15 protein-coding genes are annotated in these 16,494 nt (G+C 51.6%); 1 reads left to right on the top strand and 14 read right to left on the bottom strand.

All coding sequences use genetic code 11. The features are described 5' to 3' along the window. Positions 1 to 140 precede the first annotated feature (140 nt). From K7X24_RS03205 to potA, 6 genes are all read right to left on the bottom strand, one after another. Complete coding sequence (locus tag K7X24_RS03205; RefSeq protein WP_224552961.1) at positions 141 to 1,007, bottom strand: helix-turn-helix transcriptional regulator; 867 nt, start codon at positions 1,005 to 1,007, stop codon at positions 141 to 143. Positions 1,008 to 1,051: 44 nt separating this feature from the next. Beyond that, positions 1,052 to 1,684 carry a YbhB/YbcL family Raf kinase inhibitor-like protein gene (locus K7X24_RS03200; RefSeq protein ID WP_224552959.1) on the bottom strand — a complete coding sequence of 211 codons (633 nt, stop codon included), beginning with the start codon at positions 1,682 to 1,684 and terminating at the stop codon, positions 1,052 to 1,054. Between the two features lie 454 nt (positions 1,685 to 2,138). Then, positions 2,139 to 3,182 (bottom strand): spermidine/putrescine ABC transporter substrate-binding protein PotD, encoded by a 1,044-nt coding sequence (gene potD, locus K7X24_RS03195; RefSeq protein ID WP_224552957.1) that lies wholly within the window; start codon positions 3,180 to 3,182, stop codon positions 2,139 to 2,141. Between the two features lie 291 nt (positions 3,183 to 3,473). Further along, entirely contained in the window at positions 3,474 to 4,250 is a 777-nt protein-coding gene (gene potC / locus K7X24_RS03190; RefSeq protein ID WP_010309753.1) for a spermidine/putrescine ABC transporter permease PotC, read from the bottom strand. Continuing rightward, positions 4,247 to 5,107, bottom strand: a complete 861-nt coding sequence (gene potB, locus K7X24_RS03185; protein WP_014915241.1) for a spermidine/putrescine ABC transporter permease PotB — start codon at positions 5,105 to 5,107, stop codon at positions 4,247 to 4,249. Before potB ends, potC begins: the two co-directional genes overlap by 4 nt. Beyond that, on the bottom strand, positions 5,091 to 6,206 hold the full coding sequence (gene potA, locus K7X24_RS03180; RefSeq protein ID WP_039505391.1) for a spermidine/putrescine ABC transporter ATP-binding protein PotA: 1,116 nt from the start codon (positions 6,204 to 6,206) through the stop codon (positions 5,091 to 5,093). The genes potB and potA overlap by 17 nt, the downstream gene beginning before the upstream one ends. A gap of 370 nt (positions 6,207 to 6,576) precedes the next feature. Between potA and pepT the strand changes: the two genes are divergently transcribed. Beyond that, positions 6,577 to 7,809 (top strand): peptidase T, encoded by a 1,233-nt coding sequence (gene pepT / locus K7X24_RS03175; protein ID WP_224552954.1) that lies wholly within the window; start codon positions 6,577 to 6,579, stop codon positions 7,807 to 7,809. A gap of 251 nt (positions 7,810 to 8,060) precedes the next feature. On the opposite strand, the gene K7X24_RS03170 is transcribed toward pepT, so the two are convergent. The 8 genes from K7X24_RS03170 to rluE form a co-directional block, all read right to left on the bottom strand. Then, entirely contained in the window at positions 8,061 to 9,182 is a 1,122-nt protein-coding gene (locus K7X24_RS03170; RefSeq protein ID WP_224552952.1) for a cupin domain-containing protein, read from the bottom strand. Positions 9,183 to 9,531: 349 nt separating this feature from the next. After that, the gene (gene phoQ, locus K7X24_RS03165) at positions 9,532 to 10,986 is read right to left on the bottom strand and encodes a two-component system sensor histidine kinase PhoQ (protein WP_224552950.1); all 1,455 of its coding nucleotides are present in this window, start codon (positions 10,984 to 10,986) and stop codon (positions 9,532 to 9,534) included. Beyond that, the gene (gene phoP, locus K7X24_RS03160; RefSeq protein ID WP_263485397.1) at positions 10,983 to 11,672 is read right to left on the bottom strand and encodes a two-component system response regulator PhoP; all 690 of its coding nucleotides are present in this window, start codon (positions 11,670 to 11,672) and stop codon (positions 10,983 to 10,985) included. Before phoP ends, phoQ begins: the two co-directional genes overlap by 4 nt. Positions 11,673 to 11,928: 256 nt before the next feature. Next, a complete protein-coding gene (gene purB, locus K7X24_RS03155; protein ID WP_224552946.1) occupies positions 11,929 to 13,299 on the bottom strand; it encodes an adenylosuccinate lyase in 1,371 nt (456 codons plus the stop codon). 129 nt (positions 13,300 to 13,428) lie between these two features. Next, a complete protein-coding gene (hflD, locus tag K7X24_RS03150; protein ID WP_039472878.1) occupies positions 13,429 to 14,067 on the bottom strand; it encodes a high frequency lysogenization protein HflD in 639 nt (212 codons plus the stop codon). A 2-nt stretch (positions 14,068 to 14,069) separates the two neighbouring features. Then, entirely contained in the window at positions 14,070 to 15,176 is a 1,107-nt protein-coding gene (gene mnmA / locus K7X24_RS03145) for a tRNA 2-thiouridine(34) synthase MnmA (RefSeq protein WP_224552944.1), read from the bottom strand. 137 nt (positions 15,177 to 15,313) lie between these two features. Continuing rightward, positions 15,314 to 15,760, bottom strand: coding sequence for an NUDIX hydrolase (locus tag K7X24_RS03140; RefSeq protein WP_224552941.1), 447 nt, complete (start codon positions 15,758 to 15,760; stop codon positions 15,314 to 15,316). Further along, entirely contained in the window at positions 15,753 to 16,379 is a 627-nt protein-coding gene (gene rluE, locus K7X24_RS03135) for a 23S rRNA pseudouridine(2457) synthase RluE (protein WP_224553332.1), read from the bottom strand. Before rluE ends, K7X24_RS03140 begins: the two co-directional genes overlap by 8 nt. Positions 16,380 to 16,494: the final 115 nt, after the last annotated feature.

Raw genomic sequence — 16,494 nt, 5'->3', positions numbered from 1 at the left:
AATCGTTCTGATCATCTGAGATCATCAAGCGCCTTGTGGGTTTATCCAACAGGGCGCTTTTTTTGAACCTGATACGTTGTTTTTGACGATGGTTGTTGTTGAGTGTTACAGGATGACCGCGCTGTACCGTCAATGACGGACTAACGAATCTTGGTTGGCGAACAGCCAAAACGATTTTTAAACCGTTCGGAAAAACGCGCTGAGGATTTATACCCGCAGGCTTCGGCCAGACGCTGCATACTCCATGATGTCGTCTGTACCAGCATCATCGCGTGTTGCATGCGGGTCTCCAGCAACAGCACTTCAAAGCGTGTCTGCTCGGCGGATAGCCTCCGGCGCAGCGTAGCCTCGCTCATCGCCAGCCGTCGACCCGCAGACTGCGCGGTCCAGTGGCGATCCGGCTCTTCGCTGATAAGCGTACGTAGCTGAGCGGTAACGCCGGGCTGTGGCGGTACACCAAAGCGGTATCCCCGTTCCGACAGCACCAGCAGCATATCCATCAGCCGCAGTTCGAGACGTGATTCATTGAGCTTGTTGCCCGTTATCCCTTCAACCAGATGTTGTAATGTACTGATAAGATCGTCATCCAGCGCGAGAGTAGTGAAGGGGCGCGGAGGATAAGTCGGAGCGCATTCATCAGGATAGCGATGATAAAAACGCGCCAGAAGCGTGGGCGAAAACGTCAGAAAGATCGACCGGAAAGCGGAGTCGTGACCACCGGGCATTTTCGTCAGATCGGCACTTGCGTCAGGCGTAATCAGGCAGAGCTGAGACGGCGTGTCGATAATCGTCGCTTTATCCTGCTCAAGAATGGTTAATTGGCCAGAAAGAACCAGCAGAAGTGTGGCCTCATAGAAATGGAAACACGTTGTCTGCTGCGGTGTACGCAAGTGGGGCTGAGCGAGTGCGCACAGGCCATACCGTTGCAGCGGCTGGCCTGATGGCAATCGCCAATCCGCCTCTACAATGAGAGACGGAGAAGCGGGGCGTAAAGCGGTCACGCTCATAGCCAGCTATTCTTATAACAAGTCATTATCATAAATTATTATTATCACAATAATGCGGGATTCAGCGTATACAGCCCAGTGAGTGTCGCTTCTGCCAATACTGGCGCGTTAGCCAGTGCAGCGCGGACATTCGCCCCGTTAAGTTCACCTTCTATTGCTAAAACAGGCGTCGCGAGAGCGTAAAGTGTGAAGATGTAATGGTGGACAATCGCATCGTTCCACGGCGGACAAGGGCCATCATAGCCATAGTAGGTGCCTTTCATCTGCTCATCGCTGGCGAACCAGACGGTGTAATCATTGATGCCGTGTCGGAGCCCTGTTGGTGCATCCGGGCCCGCTTTACCACGTGGCGTGATGCCAGTGGAATGCGAGGCGGCAGGAATTTCATTGGCGCTGGCTGGAATATCGAGCAACAGCCAATGGTAGAAATCGACACGCGGCAGAGAGGCGCTCACCTCTCGGCCTTCCTGATTCACATCGTCACCGCGGCTGGGGACATCTGGGTCGTGGCAGATCAATACGAAAGACTGTGTCCCTTCGGGCGCGCCGTGCCAGGCAAGATGGGGATTGTGGTTAGAAGACAGCGCAATATGGCTAGTTGTGTCCGGTACGGCAAAGGCAAATTCGCCCGGGATAGTGTCGCCGTCCTGAAAACTGTGACTGGAGAGTTGCAGCATGGTGGTGATCCTTATCGTGATTCCGGTGGGTGTGGAATCATTATAGAAGAAGCTGAGCGCAATTATTTTCCTAATGCCGTCAGGATAATGCTTTTAGCTGTCAATTTGAGGGTTTGAGGTGATATTTGTAATCAGAGTAGAAACATAGTTTATGGTAATGAAAGCTAGAGGTTGCAGACAAAGCGCGTCGAGCGGTAGTAACGGATAGATCGTAAAGACGCTGCAAGTACGTCCATGTAAGCTCGGGTTGCGCGGATATGAATCTCATCCCTGAGATTCACCCTTTCAGGGCCATCGCAAGCGACGTTCAAAAACGTTCCTGACGTTTTTGTCCCTGGCGCAAACGCTTTACTCTTCTATTCCGTTACCACCGTTCTTGTTCGGCAAATAGGTTTGCCAACGGTCTGCCGATTCCGATAGAGAAAGCCGATCTGCATCGCGATAGCGTGCGCGATTAACGACCCGCTTTTAGCTGCTGGAAGTAGGTTTCATACAGCGTGCTGGCGCTGCCGACGTCGTTCTGCCATTCGCCTTTCGCGATGGTTTCCTCATCCGGATACAGTGTTTTGTCCCCTGCAACCTCCGGTGGCAGTAATTTTTTCGCTGCCAGGTTCGGCGTCGGATAGCCGATGGTTTCCGCGACCTGTGCCGCCACTTCCGGGCGCAGCAGGAAGTCGATCAGCTTCATCGCGCCGTCAACGTTTTTAGCGTTGGCCGGAATCGCCAGACTGTCCATCCAGAAGATACCGCCTTCTTTGGGCCAGATGACATCCAGCGGTGTACCTGCCTGACGCGCCACGTAGGCAGAACCGTTCCACACCATACCCAGATTGACTTCACCTTCGATGAATGGGTTGCCGGGGTTGTCTGAGTTGAACGTCAGCACGTTCGGCATCAAGGCTTGCAGCGCTTTATAGGCCGCCTCAATCTCTTTAGGGTCGGTGGTATTCGCAGAGTAACCCAGTTTACGCAGAGCGATTTGGAACACCTCGCGCGCGTCGTCCGTCAGCAGCAGGCTGTTTTTGTACTTGGTATCCCACAGGTCGGCCCAACGGGTGACGCTGGCAGGGTCAATCATTTCATGATTAATACCAATCGCTGTTGCGCCCCAAATATAGGGAATGGAGTAGTCGTTATTTGGGTCGAAGGATTTGTGTAACAGGTTCGGATCGAGATTATGAAAATTGCTGAGTTTGCTGGTATCAATCTTTTGCAGCATGCCTTCTTTGCTCATCTTAGAGATGAAATAAGTTGAAGGCACGACCAAATCATAAGCGCCATCTTTATAGGTCTTCAGTTTGGCATACATACTCTCGTTGGATTCATAGGTGGAGTAAATCACCTTGATGCCCGTTTCTTTAGTGAACTGTTCCAATAGGCCCGGCGGCACGTATTCGGTCCAGTTGTAGAAATAGAGCGTTTTACCGTCGTTGGCGTTGGCGGCGCTGATGCCAAACGCCATCGCGCAGGCTGCCAGTAGGTGTGGCCACTTTTTCATTATGTTTACCTCCTTACGAGTCCCAAAGGAAATACCAACACTATACCCGTCATACTTCAAGTTGCAGGTGTGTTGGCTACGCTACTCGGCCCACTCGCGTGGGCCTCGCCCCGTTGGGGCCGCTGCAAGTAGCGTTCAAACCTGCCTCTGGCAGATTTGTCAGTCGCCCGAATCACTTACTTAAGTAAGCTCATCGGGACTCCCTCTCTTGCCGCCTTCCTGCAACCCGAATTATTTAGGGTATAGAAGAGTGGTATGAAAATAACGGTATCCATCGCGCGAGCCGCCACCTTATTTTCCGGTGCGATCGCGTAAAATCAGCTGGCTACTGAGCACCAGCACGAGCGACAGAATCAGCAAAATCGTTGCCAGCGCGTTGACTTCAGGGGAGACGCCGACCTTCACCATCGAGTAAATCTTCAACGGTAGAATCTCATACGCGGGCCCGGTAACAAACGAGGACACCACCACGTCATCCATCGACAGCGTAAAGCTGAGCAGCCAACTGGCGGCTACGGCCGGCATGGCCAGCGGCAGAATGATTTTGCGCAGAATGATCACTTCGCTGGCGCCTAAATCGCGCGCGGCTTCCAGCATCCGTACGTCAAAACCTTTCAGACGTGAATAGACGGTGACCACCACAAACGGCAGGCAGAAAGTAATGTGGGAAAACAGCAGCGACCAGAATCCGAGCGATATGCCCAGCAGCATGAAGAGCACCAGCAGTGAGATCGCCATCACGATATCCGGCGACATCATCACCACGAACAGCATACCACCGACAAAAGGCTTGCCGCGAAAGCGGTAGCGATACAGCGCGACGGCCGTCAGGGATCCAATCAACGTGGCGAATGTCGCGGAAAAAACGGCCATCGTCAGCGAGTGCTGCGCGGCCTGAAGCAGGCTGTCGTTGTTTATCAGCAGCCGATACCAGTCCAGTGTAAATCCCTGCCAGTTGATACCGAAGCGCGCCTGATTAAACGAATTCACGATCAGAATGACGATCGGGATGTACAGATAAGCGTAAATGATGGACATAAATCCACCGCGGATTAAGCGTCCGGTCATTCCAGCTCTCCTTTTTTATTCAGCAGGCGGGCCGTGCGGTAGTAGATAAAGAGCAGCACGCCCATGACCAGCGTCAGGCAGATACTGGTGGCGGCACCAAACGGCCAGTCACGGATATTGAGGAACTGGCTTTTAATAACGTTACCGATCAGCAAATTCTTGGCACCGCCCATCAGATCGGCAACAAAGAATAAGCCCATGGCAGGCAGCAGCACCAGCAGGCAGCCTGCGATAATCCCCGGCATCGTCAACGGGATAACGACGCGAATGAAGGTTTGCCACTTATTGGCACCCAGATCACGTGCGGCTTCAAGGTAGGATTTATCGAGTTTTTCAATGCTGGAGTAGAGCGGTAACACCATGAACGGCAGCAGGATATAAATCAGGCCGAGAATCACTGCTTCGGAGGTGTACATAATCCGCAGCGGCGTATCGATAAGGCCCGTCCAGAGCAGAAATTCATTCAGATGCCCGCGTGTACTCAGAAAGATTTTCAGGCCGTAAATGCGGATTAGCGAGTTAGTCCAAAATGGCACAATCAGCAGGAACAGCATCAGCGGCTGAATTTTTTTCGGTAAACGCGCCAGAATAAAGGCAAACGGATAGCCCAGCAGCAGACAGCAGAGCGTGGCGATAACGGCCATGTTCAGCGAATGCAGCAGCACAGAGGCATAAAGCGGATCGGCCAGTCGCGTATAGTTTTCCAGCGTAAAGACCAGGCTGACGAAATGGGTGTCATCGCGCGTCAGGAAACTGGTTCCGATGATCATCAGGTTGGGCAGGAAAACAAACAGCACCAGCCAGGCCACGATGAGTGTGATAATGATGTTTTGAAAGCGTTTACGCGACTTCTTCATCGTGCAGGACTACCTCCCAACTTTCCACCCAGGTGACGTCTACTTTCTGGTTGAGTGAATGGTCGAAGTCGGGATCGTCTTCGTTAAAGAACTCGCTGACCATGACCATCTTGCCGTTTTCCAGCTCAATGTTGGATTCCAGCGTCATGCCTTTATAGTTACGCTCGCGCACATAGCCAACCATACCTTCCGCCTGCATGCCGTCGCCAAGCTCTTCGACGCGTAAATCTTCCGGTCGTAGCAGTACGTTGAGGTGTTGGCCGACGTTGACCGGAAAGCTGACGGTGATAACGCAGTCGTGGCCTTCGACCTGAGCGCGTACCCGCTGTTCGTTCAACAATTCCAGCACCACAGCATCAAAGATATTGATTTCACCGATAAAGCTAGCGACGAACAGATTTTTTGGCTCTTCGTAGATCTCACGCGGCGTGCCGTCTTGCTCGATGCGTCCATCGCGCATTACCACGATGCGGTCGGACATGGTCAGCGCTTCTTCCTGATCGTGCGTGACGAAAATAAAGGTGATACCCAGCTTACGTTGCAGCGCCTTCAGTTCGTTCTGCATCTGCTTACGCAGTTTATAGTCCAGCGCGGACAGGGATTCATCCAGCAGCAGAACCTTCGGCTGATTGACGACGGCGCGGGCGATGGCAACGCGCTGTTGCTGGCCACCAGACAACTGGTGCGGGCGACGCTGCGCCAGCTCTTCCAGTTGCACCATTTTCAGCGCCTCAATCACGCGTGGCGCAATCTCTGCGGCGGGTGTTTTCTGCATGCGCAGGCCGAATGCCACGTTCTCAAACACGCTGAGATGAGGAAACAGGGCGTAACTTTGAAATACGGTATTAACGTGTCGCTGTTCAGCGGGCTGGTGGGTAATGTCCTGCTTTTCCAGCATGACGTTGCCGCTATCGACCGTTTCCAGACCGGCAATCAAGCGTAGTACAGTGGTTTTGCCGCAGCCGGATGGCCCGAGGATCGTCAGAAACTCACCGTTATTAATGGTGAGATTAAAATGTGAAATGATGTCTTTGCCACCAAAGCCTTTATGGACGTTGAGCAATTCAACGACCGGCACAGTCAGGGAGTTTTCTTTCATTAAGGTATAGCTCTATGTCCTGATTTGGCCGATCAACGGTATCTCCGTTGCGATCGTACCAAGGGTTATCACCTTTCAGCCAGCGTGCGCAGTTAAGGGCGGCATTTTACGGGAAACGCTGCCTGACGCCAACTTGTGTGACCCACTTACTGCCGATTGGTGAACGAATGAGGGAGATTCAGCCAATGAATTAGGGTGTATGTTTCCTGATTGTTACCGGATTTAGATGTTCTTCGTGACACGGTCGCTGCTTTTTGGCCTGAATTCTGGCCTGGCAGTTTGTTAAATCGGGAAAAAACTGACCTGACGCAATATCTACCGAGGTAGCCCTATCCATAATGCCTTTCAGGGTTCAGGGGGTATAAATAAGATGGATAAATTACTCGACAGATTTTTGAATTACGTTTCATTTGATACACAGTCTAAATCCGGCGTTCGGCAGGTGCCGAGCACCGACGGTCAGTTGAAACTGGCGCGTGCGTTGCAGCAGGAACTGCTCGAACTGGGATTTGAGCAAGTCGTGCTGAGCAAGCAGGGTTGTCTGATGGCGACGCTTCCCGCAAACGTTGCCTGGCCCGTTCCGGCCATTGGCTTTATTTCACATATGGATACGTCACCGGACTTTAGCGGCAAGAATGTTAATCCGCAGATTTTGGAAAATTACCGCGGCGGCGATATTGCTTTGGGCGTGGGGGATGAAGTGCTGTCACCCGTGATGTTCCCGGTGTTACACCAGCTACTGGGGCACACGCTGATTACCACAGACGGCAAAACGCTGCTGGGAGCGGATGATAAGGCGGGGATTGCGGAAATTATGACCGCGCTGGTGCGTTTGAAGAAAAGTCAGCTCCCACACGGTGATATTCGCGTTGCCTTTACGCCTGATGAAGAAATTGGCAAGGGCGCTCAGTTTTTTGATGTCAAAGCGTTTAACGCACAGTGGGCCTATACCGTGGATGGCGGTGGTGTCGGCGAGTTGGAGTATGAGAATTTTAATGCCGCATCGGTTCAGGTGAAAATCGTGGGCAACAATGTGCATCCCGGTAGCGCCAAAGGCGTGATGGTGAACGCGCTGACGCTAGCCTCGCGCTATCACCAGCATGTGCCGGAGAGTCAATCGCCGGAGCAGACGGACGGCTATCAGGGGTTCTACCACCTTCACACCATGAAAGGCTCTGTGGAACGCGCAGACTTGCATTACATCGTCCGGGATTTTGACCGCAACGGCTTTGAACAGCGTAAACAGACGATGCTGGATATTGCGGAAAAGGTCGGCGCGGGGCTGCACCCAGATTGCTATATTGAAGTCACGATTACCGATACCTATTACAACATGCGTGAGCAGGTTGAGCAGCATCCGCACATTATTGCGTTGGCGCAGCAGGCGATGCGGGATTGCGACATTGAGCCGAATATGAAGCCGATTCGCGGCGGCACCGACGGCGCACACCTGTCATTTCAAGGGCTACCGTGCCCAAATCTGTTTACCGGCGGCTACAACTATCATGGCAAACACGAATTTGTCACGTTGGAAGGCATGGAAAAGGCGGTGTCTGTGATTATGCGCATTGCTGAACTGACGGCACTGCGCACGAAGCCGTAATTATGCTTTCAGATAATTGGCAAATCTTTTGCCGAAACAAGAACGGTGGTAATGGGATAGAAGAGTAAAGCGTCCGCGCCAGGGACAAAGGCGTCAGGAACGCCTTTGAACGTCGCTTGCGACGGCCCTGAAAGGGTGAATCTCAGGGATGATATTCATATCTGCGCGGCTCGGGCTTACAGGGAGGTACTTGCAGCGTCTTTACGATCTACCCATTGCCAACGTTCTAAACACTTTCTTAGTGTTTGGTCTTAATCCGCAAAGTACCAGTAACCGCTATTAATCAGCACAGTAAGCTGCGCGAGGAAAGAGGGGTCTTCCAGCGCGTCGCCCAACTGTTCTGCACCAATAGCAGGGTGCTCAGCCAGCGCAAACAGCGCTGCCTTGTGCGTGCTGTTCACTTTTTCCCCGTTAACGAAGCAGCTATCGCCAACGCAGATGACCCGCAAGCCACCTAAACGACGCAGTGGTTCACCCTGTTGCAGATATTCATACACTTCGCCAGCCTGATAAGGCGGCTCCGGCGGTGAGAGATCGAGCTCGTGACGGGACTGGGAAATAAATTCGCCAAACCAGTTCTGGAAATGCTCCGGCTGCTGCACCAAATCCAACATCATTTTTTGCAGCGCATCCAGCTCTTGCGGCAGTACGCTGGCGATATGATCGCGGGATGGTACATCAGGATCGCTGTAGCGATAGCTGCCGAGCTCACGAGAAAGCACATAATCCGCAAAGCCGCTCACCAACTCGCGAGCATTCGGCGCGCGGAAACCCACCGAGTAGTTCAGCGAGTTCTCCAGCGAATAGCCTTCGTGCGGGAAACCCGGCGGAATATAGACGATATCGCCCGGTTCCAGTTCCTCATCAATAATGGCGTCAAACGGATCGACCTGAAGTAGATCAGGATGTGGACAGTGCTGCTTCATCGGTATTTTTTCACCGATGCGCCAGCGGCGACGCCCCGTTCCCTGAATGATGAACACATCATACTGATCCAGATGTGGCCCTACGCCACCACCGGGAACGGAAAATGAAATCATCAAATCATCGGTACGCCAGTCCGGCAGCTGTCGAAAGGGCTGCATCAAGGCTGAAGAGGGCTCATGCCAGTGATCGACGGCCTGTACCAACAGCGACCAATTACTTTCCCCCAAGTGGTCGTAGCTCTCGAAAGGACCATGGCTGACCTGCCAGCGTCCGTTCTGATGGCTGACTAGCCGGCTATCTACCTCATTTTCTAACGCCAGACCTGCGAGTTCATCTGGTGAAATCGGATCGATAAAATTAGCGAAGCCGCCTTTGATCAAGAGCGGCTGTTTTTGCCAGTAGTTCGCTAAAAAATCCTGCCAGTCGAGCTTGAGCTGATAGTCCATACTGTTTTCCAGAAATTCGTTTTTGAGGAAATGACTGTTCTTGAAGACATGATTTTTCTTGAAATAATCAGTATTTTAAAACAATCAGTATTTTGGTGATAAATATATACTCTAAATAATTCGAGTTTCATGCAGGCGGCAAGAGAAGGAGTCCCGATGAGCTTACTCAGGTTCAGGTAAGTGATTCGGGTGACTGACAAATCTGCCAGAGGCAGGTTTGAACGCTGCTTGCAGCGGCCCCAACGGGGCGAGGCCCACGCGAGTGGGCCGAGTAGCGTAGCCAACGTACATGCAACTTGAAATATGACGAGTATAGCGGAAGCATCGCGCGCTGTACTGCCTTTCCCTTTCATCCCTCATTCTGGCCAAGATACTGTCGGGAGAAAATGGCTTCGACTCGTGCACCGCCTAGTGCACTGTCACTGACAAGGATTTCACCCTGGTACTGCTCGATGATTTCAGTCGCGACGGCAAGGCCGATACCTTGTCCTGGGCGCAGGCGATCTGCTCGTTGCCCACGCAGGAAAATCATGCTTCGCTTGCTTTCGGGAATGCCAGGACCGTCATCATCAACGATCAGGTGTAGTTTGTGGTCGGAGTATTGTACGCTGATTTCGACAAACTCCAGACAGTACTTACAGGCGTTATCAAGAATATTACCCAGTACCTCCATAAAGTCATTTTTCTCACCCACGAAGGTCAGCTCTGGCGGAATATCGAGCGTTAGTACAACCCCTTTGCGCTGGTACACTTTATTTAGCGCGGAACACAACCCGTCTAGCAGTGCCGGAACCGAGTGGACTTCGCGTATCAGCAGATTATATTCGGAGCGTACACTCGCGCGGTGCAGGTAATAGCCAATTTGCTGCGATATTCGGCTGATCTGTGCCAGCATGATGGGCTCAGCCTGATCGATGGTAATTTCCTTACCTGTGCGCAGTGCACGCAGAGTGGTCTGCAAGACCGCCAGCGGCGTCTTCAAACTGTGCGTGAGATCGGTAAGCGTTGTGCGGTATTTATGGTAACGCTGGCGTTCGTTGTTCAGCAGGATATTCAGGTTTTTTACCAGACTGAACAATTCGCGTGGCGGATTTTCATCCAACTGTTCGCGGGTGCCTTTTTCCAGTTCTGCGATTTGCTTTACCAAATGCTGAATGGGGCGCAGGCTCCAGTGAGCACCTAACCAAAGTAGGGGAAGTACCAGCAGAAGGTTAGCGATCAGCACATAATTGAACCACTCCCACACCACGTCTTCTTGTTGTAATTCTTGTGGAATACGATCAACCACCACGATCGTGATTGCGGGGATGTGGGCGGTTTTTGGATAAACATTAACAGCGATAGAGTGAGTTAATGCATCGCTATTAGTGCCATTCAACGCCCTCAGGCTGCCCAGCAACAAGCTGTTTCCCGTTAATACAGCACTGCTGGTATTCGTGTCAGTATCCAGCTCGTGATAGGCCGTTCGGTTCAGCCACTCTGGCTTTATCAGTGCTTCCAGTGCAGGGACATACTTTTCGCGCCATAGCACGTTGCCATGCTCATCATAGATCAATACCAGTGTGGGAAAATTGATATCAACGTCGGGGGGAGTGATAATATTCAATTGATCATCACGCCACTGTGCAAGACTGTAGTAGAGGTTACTTTCACCGCGCAGTAAACGGAATGAGGTTTTATCAAAGTTGATACTATAGCCGATAATGGCGACGATACCATAAGCCAGCGACAGTGCCAGAACAATGGCCGCCGTCGCTAGTAAAAAACGAACGCGAAGAGAGAAAGGCTGTTTCTTATTACTCATGCCGAGCCTGAAGGTGTGTCAATATCAAAACGATACCCTTGCCCGCGCACGGTGGTGATGACATCTGGGGCATTTGCCTGTTGAATTTTCTTTCGTAATCGGCCCATCAGCACATCAATAGTGTGGCTTTCCCGCAGTTCCGCATCGGGATATAACTGTAACATTAGCGATTCTTTACTAACAACTTTACCTTTATTACGTATTAACGTCTCGATAATGGTGTATTCAAACGCGGTCAATTTGAGGGGAACACTATAAATCATCAATTCACGCCGCGACAAATCGACTTCAAAGGGAGGAAAACTGATTATTTGCGATGCCAAGCCGCTATTGCGCCTCATCAGCGCTTGCAAACGGGCAACCACTTCTTCCATATGGAACGGCTTGGTGACGTAATCGTCAGCGCCCGCCTCCAGCACTGCAACTTTGTCCTGCCAACCTTCACGTGCGGTCAAAACCAGAATTGGGAGTTTGACCTGCCGAGCACGCCAGCGACGAATTATACTCATGCCGTCTTCATCGGGTAACCCTAGATCGAGAATGGCGATATCTGGTGTATTTTCATGTAGAAAATAATCCGCTTCTTTGGCGTCAGACGCTGCGTCAACCTGATGCCCCATTTCGTTCATTTGAACGGTTAAATGATGGCGTAATAATACATTATCTTCAACGACCAAAATCCGCATCACGATATCCTCTGTCGAATAGAAATGGTGATGTTTATCGTAACGATTTTATTACACCATCTCTTTTACGCATTCCTCGCTTGTACATATCATAGTTATACACAAGGAGAATAGTCTATTTTATTTGCTGAATTATCCACAAGAGAGAGTAAACCGAATGTAAACGGGGTGAAAATGATGAGTAATTGTTAATGCGGTCGAAAACTGGCGAGCAGAATACCCGCCAGGGAGAATACATGATTTTGCGTGAAAACCGTTATTTCAGGTCATCGACCATCGCGATAGCACGGCCAATATAGTTGGCTGGTGTCATCGCCTTCAGGCGCGTTTTTTCCGCTTCTGGCAACTCGAGACCATCGATAAATTCCTGAATACCGGCAGCATCAACACGTTTGCCACGCGTCAGCTCTTTCAGCTTCTCGTACGGCTTTTCAATTCCGTAGCGGCGCATCACTGTTTGGATCGGCTCTGCCAACACTTCCCAGTTGTGATCCAGTTCGTCAGCCAGACGATCGCGGTTCACTTCCAGTTTGCTGATGCCTTTCATCGTGGCCTGATACGCAATCAGCGCATAGCCCACGCCCACGCCCAGATTGCGCAGCACGGTAGAGTCTGTGAGGTCACGCTGCCAGCGGGAAACCGGCAGTTTGCTAGCCAGATGCCCCAGAACGGCGTTCGCCAGACCCAGGTTGCCTTCCGAGTTTTCGAAGTCGATCGGATTAACCTTGTGCGGCATGGTGGAGGAACCGATTTCGCCCGCAATAGTCTTCTGTTTGAAGTGATTCAGGGCAATGTAGCCCCAAATATCACGGTCAAAGTCGATCAAAATGGTGTTGAAACGCGCGATGCAATCGAACAGCTCGGCGATGTAATCGTGCGGTTCGATCTGCGTAGTGTACGGGTTCCAGTTGATGCCCAGCGAGGTAACAAAACTTTCGCTGAACTGGTGCCAGTCCACTTCCGGGTAGGCTGCCAGATGGGCGTTATAGTTACCGACGGCACCATTAATCTTGCCTAGAATCTCAACCTGTTGCAGTTGGCGATATTGGCGGTCCATACGGTAAGCCACGTTAGCGAACTCTTTACCGATAGTGGATGGCGTAGCGGGCTGGCCGTGTGTACGGGAAAGCAGCGGGATATCGCGGTATTCCTGTGCCAGCGCTTTCAGCGCATCAATGATTTGGCGCCAGTGCGGCAGGATCACATCGCGGCGAGCGGTATCCAGCATCAGAGCATGAGACAGGTTGTTGATGTCTTCTGACGTACAGGCGAAGTGGATGAATTCGTTGATGGCGTGCAGTGCCGGAACAGCGGAGACTTTCTCTTTCAGGAAGTACTCAACGGCTTTTACGTCGTGGTTGGTTGTACGCTCGATCGTTTTAATGCGGGCCGCATCTTCTTCACTGAATTCGGCGACAATTTTATCAAGGAAAGCGTTTGCGTCAGCGTCAAATGCAGGAACTTCCTGGATCTCTGCACAGGCTGCCAGTTTTTGCAGCCAACGTACTTCAACCTGCACACGGAATTTCAGCAAACCGAATTCGCTGAAAATGGTGCGCAACGTGCTGACTTTATCGCCGTAGCGTCCATCAATAGGGGAAACGGCGGTCAGTGAGGATAATTCCATCGCAAGCAACTCCTGAGATTGGTTTCAATAACGATTAATTTCGATAAGGACAATGAATTATTAACAATAATAAATTTCGTGACGCTGGCGTTACTCACACCAGCGTCGATCATAGCGGCAAGAATACCATCAAACGGACGGGCAACGCGCCAATATCTGTTTCGCTTCTTTGACCAACTGGCTGCGTGAGAACATCAGCTGCAAGCGTCCGCCGCCAATCTGTTGCCAGAGCACCGTAGAGCGGATACCGGCCAGCAGCGCGGCACGCACTTTAGCCTGCACCTGACTGTTTTTCAGCACTTCCGGTGAACCAGTAACCTGAATACGTGGCCCCAGCGTACTGATGACATCCACATAAATCGCGGCCAGCGCACTCACAATCGTCTCGGAGAGCAGCTCGAAATGCTCCAGTTGGCGCTCCAACTGCCCGATGCGTTTGCCCAATTCGTCAAGCGCGGCAGACTTCGCATTCAGCTTGCGTTCTAACGCAATCAGGCTGAAAGCGTAGCGCGATAGTTCTGCACCCGCGCCTTTATTGCTGCTGCTATTCAGAATGCCGAGCAGCGTTTCCAGCCCAACTTTCAGGTTTTGCTCGTCATTACCGTAAACGGCCAGCGTAGACGCCGGATTGAGATTCAAAACGCTGTTCAGCGAGGTATGCAGCACATCGTTATTACAGTTCCCTGTGTGGGCCAACTGTTGGACTAAGTGTGCCGACTGACAAACGCCCGCTAGCGCTAGCGTGATTTCATAATAGTTCTTAGCCACGGTTACTCCTGTAAGCGTTCTTCGATGATGCCGCCGCCAAGGCAAACCTCGTCCAGATAAAACACGGCAGATTGGCCCGGAGTCACGGCTGCGACGGGCTCATCAAAACGCACGGTAATGCGATCGTCGCCAAGTGGCGTGACGGTGCAGGGGATATCTGCCTGACGATAACGAGTTTTCACCGTACAACGTAATTCAGCGGTGAGCGGCTGACGATCGACCCAGTGTAGTTGCTGTGCGATTAAACCGTACGACATCAGACGAGGGTGTTCGTGACCCTGTGCGACATACAGAATATTGTTGGCGACATCTTTGTCCACCACGTACCAGGGATCTTCACCGCCATCTTTGACGCCGCCAATACCCAGCCCTTTGCGTTGCCCCAGCGTGTGGTACATCAGCCCCTGATGCTGTCCCATCGGTTTGTTGTCGTCGACGGACAAAATCGGACCGGGCTGTGCGGGCAGGTAGCGCGCCAGAAAATCAGTGAATTTACGTTCGCCGATGAAGCAAATACCGGTAGAATCTTTCTTCTTCGCGGTTGCCAGTTCAAGCTCTTCGGCAATTTTACGTACCTGCGGTTTTTCCAGCTCGCCGATCGGGAACAGACTTTGTGCGATCTGTTCGTGGCTCAGCGTATAAAGAAAATAGCTCTGGTCTTTGTTGCCGTCCATACCGCGCAGCAAATGGCTTTTGCCGTCAATGTCGTGACGACGGACGTAGTGGCCTGTCGCGATATAGTCTGCCCCGAGATCTTCGGCGGCGAACTCCAGGAAGGCTTTGAATTTGATTTCTTTATTGCACAGAATATCGGGATTAGGGGTACGGCCCGCTTTGTATTCTTCAAGGAAGAGTTCAAAAACGTTGTCCCAATATTCAGCGGCAAAATTGACGGTATGTAATTCGATACCCAGCTTGTCGCAAACAGCCTGCGCATCGGCAAGATCTGTCGCTGCTGAACAATATTCCGTGTCGTCGTCCTCTTCCCAGTTCTTCATGAATAGGCCTTCAACATGATAGCCCTGTTGCTGTAACAGGTAAGCGGAAACGGAGGAATCAACACCGCCGGACATACCGACAATCACTTTTTTCTGGCTGTTATCTGACATGGGAGTCTCGCGAACTGAAATTTACTGACGCATTGATGCGAAAAACAAGCGGCGTATTTTAGCATGTTGAACCAAGGGCTGCATCGCTATTCCTGCCACGGGGTGTTAGCCCACTCATGGCAAAAATAACAAGATGTCTAAAAAGGCCAGTTGAACGTGCCCAGTACGGTTAACGGATAGCGCTCTGGCTGCTGATAGCAGCGAATACTTTCGGCCACCAGCGGCGAACGAAGCTGGCGCGAATGCAGAATTTCCTCGGCGGTCAGCCAGCGGCAGCATTCGATATCGTTGTCGTGCGGCTGGGTGTCGACCCGCGTAGGCAAATCGAGCGCGAAGCAAAAGCGCAGAAACGGTGTGCTGTCGGGCGCGATCCATTGGTGCAGACGTAAGAAGCTTTGCGGCGTGGCCTGAATGCCCGTTTCTTCCCACAATTCACGGCTTGCCGCCTGAATCAACGTCTCGTCAGCTTCCAGATGGCCCGCGGGCTGGTTCCACAATAATTTATCGTTAATTAACTCTTCGACGACCAGAAAATGGTTTTCGGCCTGTACCACACAGGCGACTGTCACATGAGGTTTAAACATCCGTTATCTCCTTCCATTCACCGGGTAACAGGTTTTCTACGGTCTGATTGGCCATGCCGTATCGAATCAGACGCAATGTAGGATATCCGATATTCGCTGTCATACGACGGACTTGCCGATTACGACCTTCATGCAGCGTGATTTTTAACCAGCAGTCGGGAATGCTTTTACGCTCGCGTATGGGCGGATTACGCGGCCACAGCCAGCTGGGTTCCGGTACGATCTCCGCCCCTGCGGGCAGCGTTTTGCCGTCATTTAGCTCTATACCGATACGAAAGCGCGTCAGTGCGTCGTCGTCAGGAATACCTTCGACCTGCACATAGTAAATTTTGGCTGTTTTTTGCGTCGGTTGGGTCAGTCGAGCCTGAAGTTTTCCATCATTAGTGAGAATCATCAGGCCTTCGCTGTCGCGATCCAGACGCCCAGCGGCATAAATACCGCTAATCGGAATATAATCTTTCAGCGTGCGACGTCCGGTTTCATCGGTGAACTGTGGCAACACATCGAAGGGTTTATTGAACAAAACGATGCGGCGCGGCGCGTTGTCAGGCTGTCTTTTTCTTGCCGGCTGTGAGCTGAATCGTTTAACTTTGTGATTTTTAACAGAGAATTTATTCATCATCTTTATAGTCGCGGATAACAAAAGCATTATACTCAAATGGTTTGCGATTGGCGCGGGCTAAATATTCAAGTAGTATTGACACGTATCTTACAAGTCATTAACAAAATTGCGC

Origin of the sequence: Pectobacterium versatile, from assembly GCF_020166435.1 — a bacterium.
Taxonomy (GTDB): domain Bacteria; phylum Pseudomonadota; class Gammaproteobacteria; order Enterobacterales; family Enterobacteriaceae; genus Pectobacterium; species Pectobacterium versatile.
This window is presented reverse-complemented; position numbering and strand designations above follow the sequence as displayed.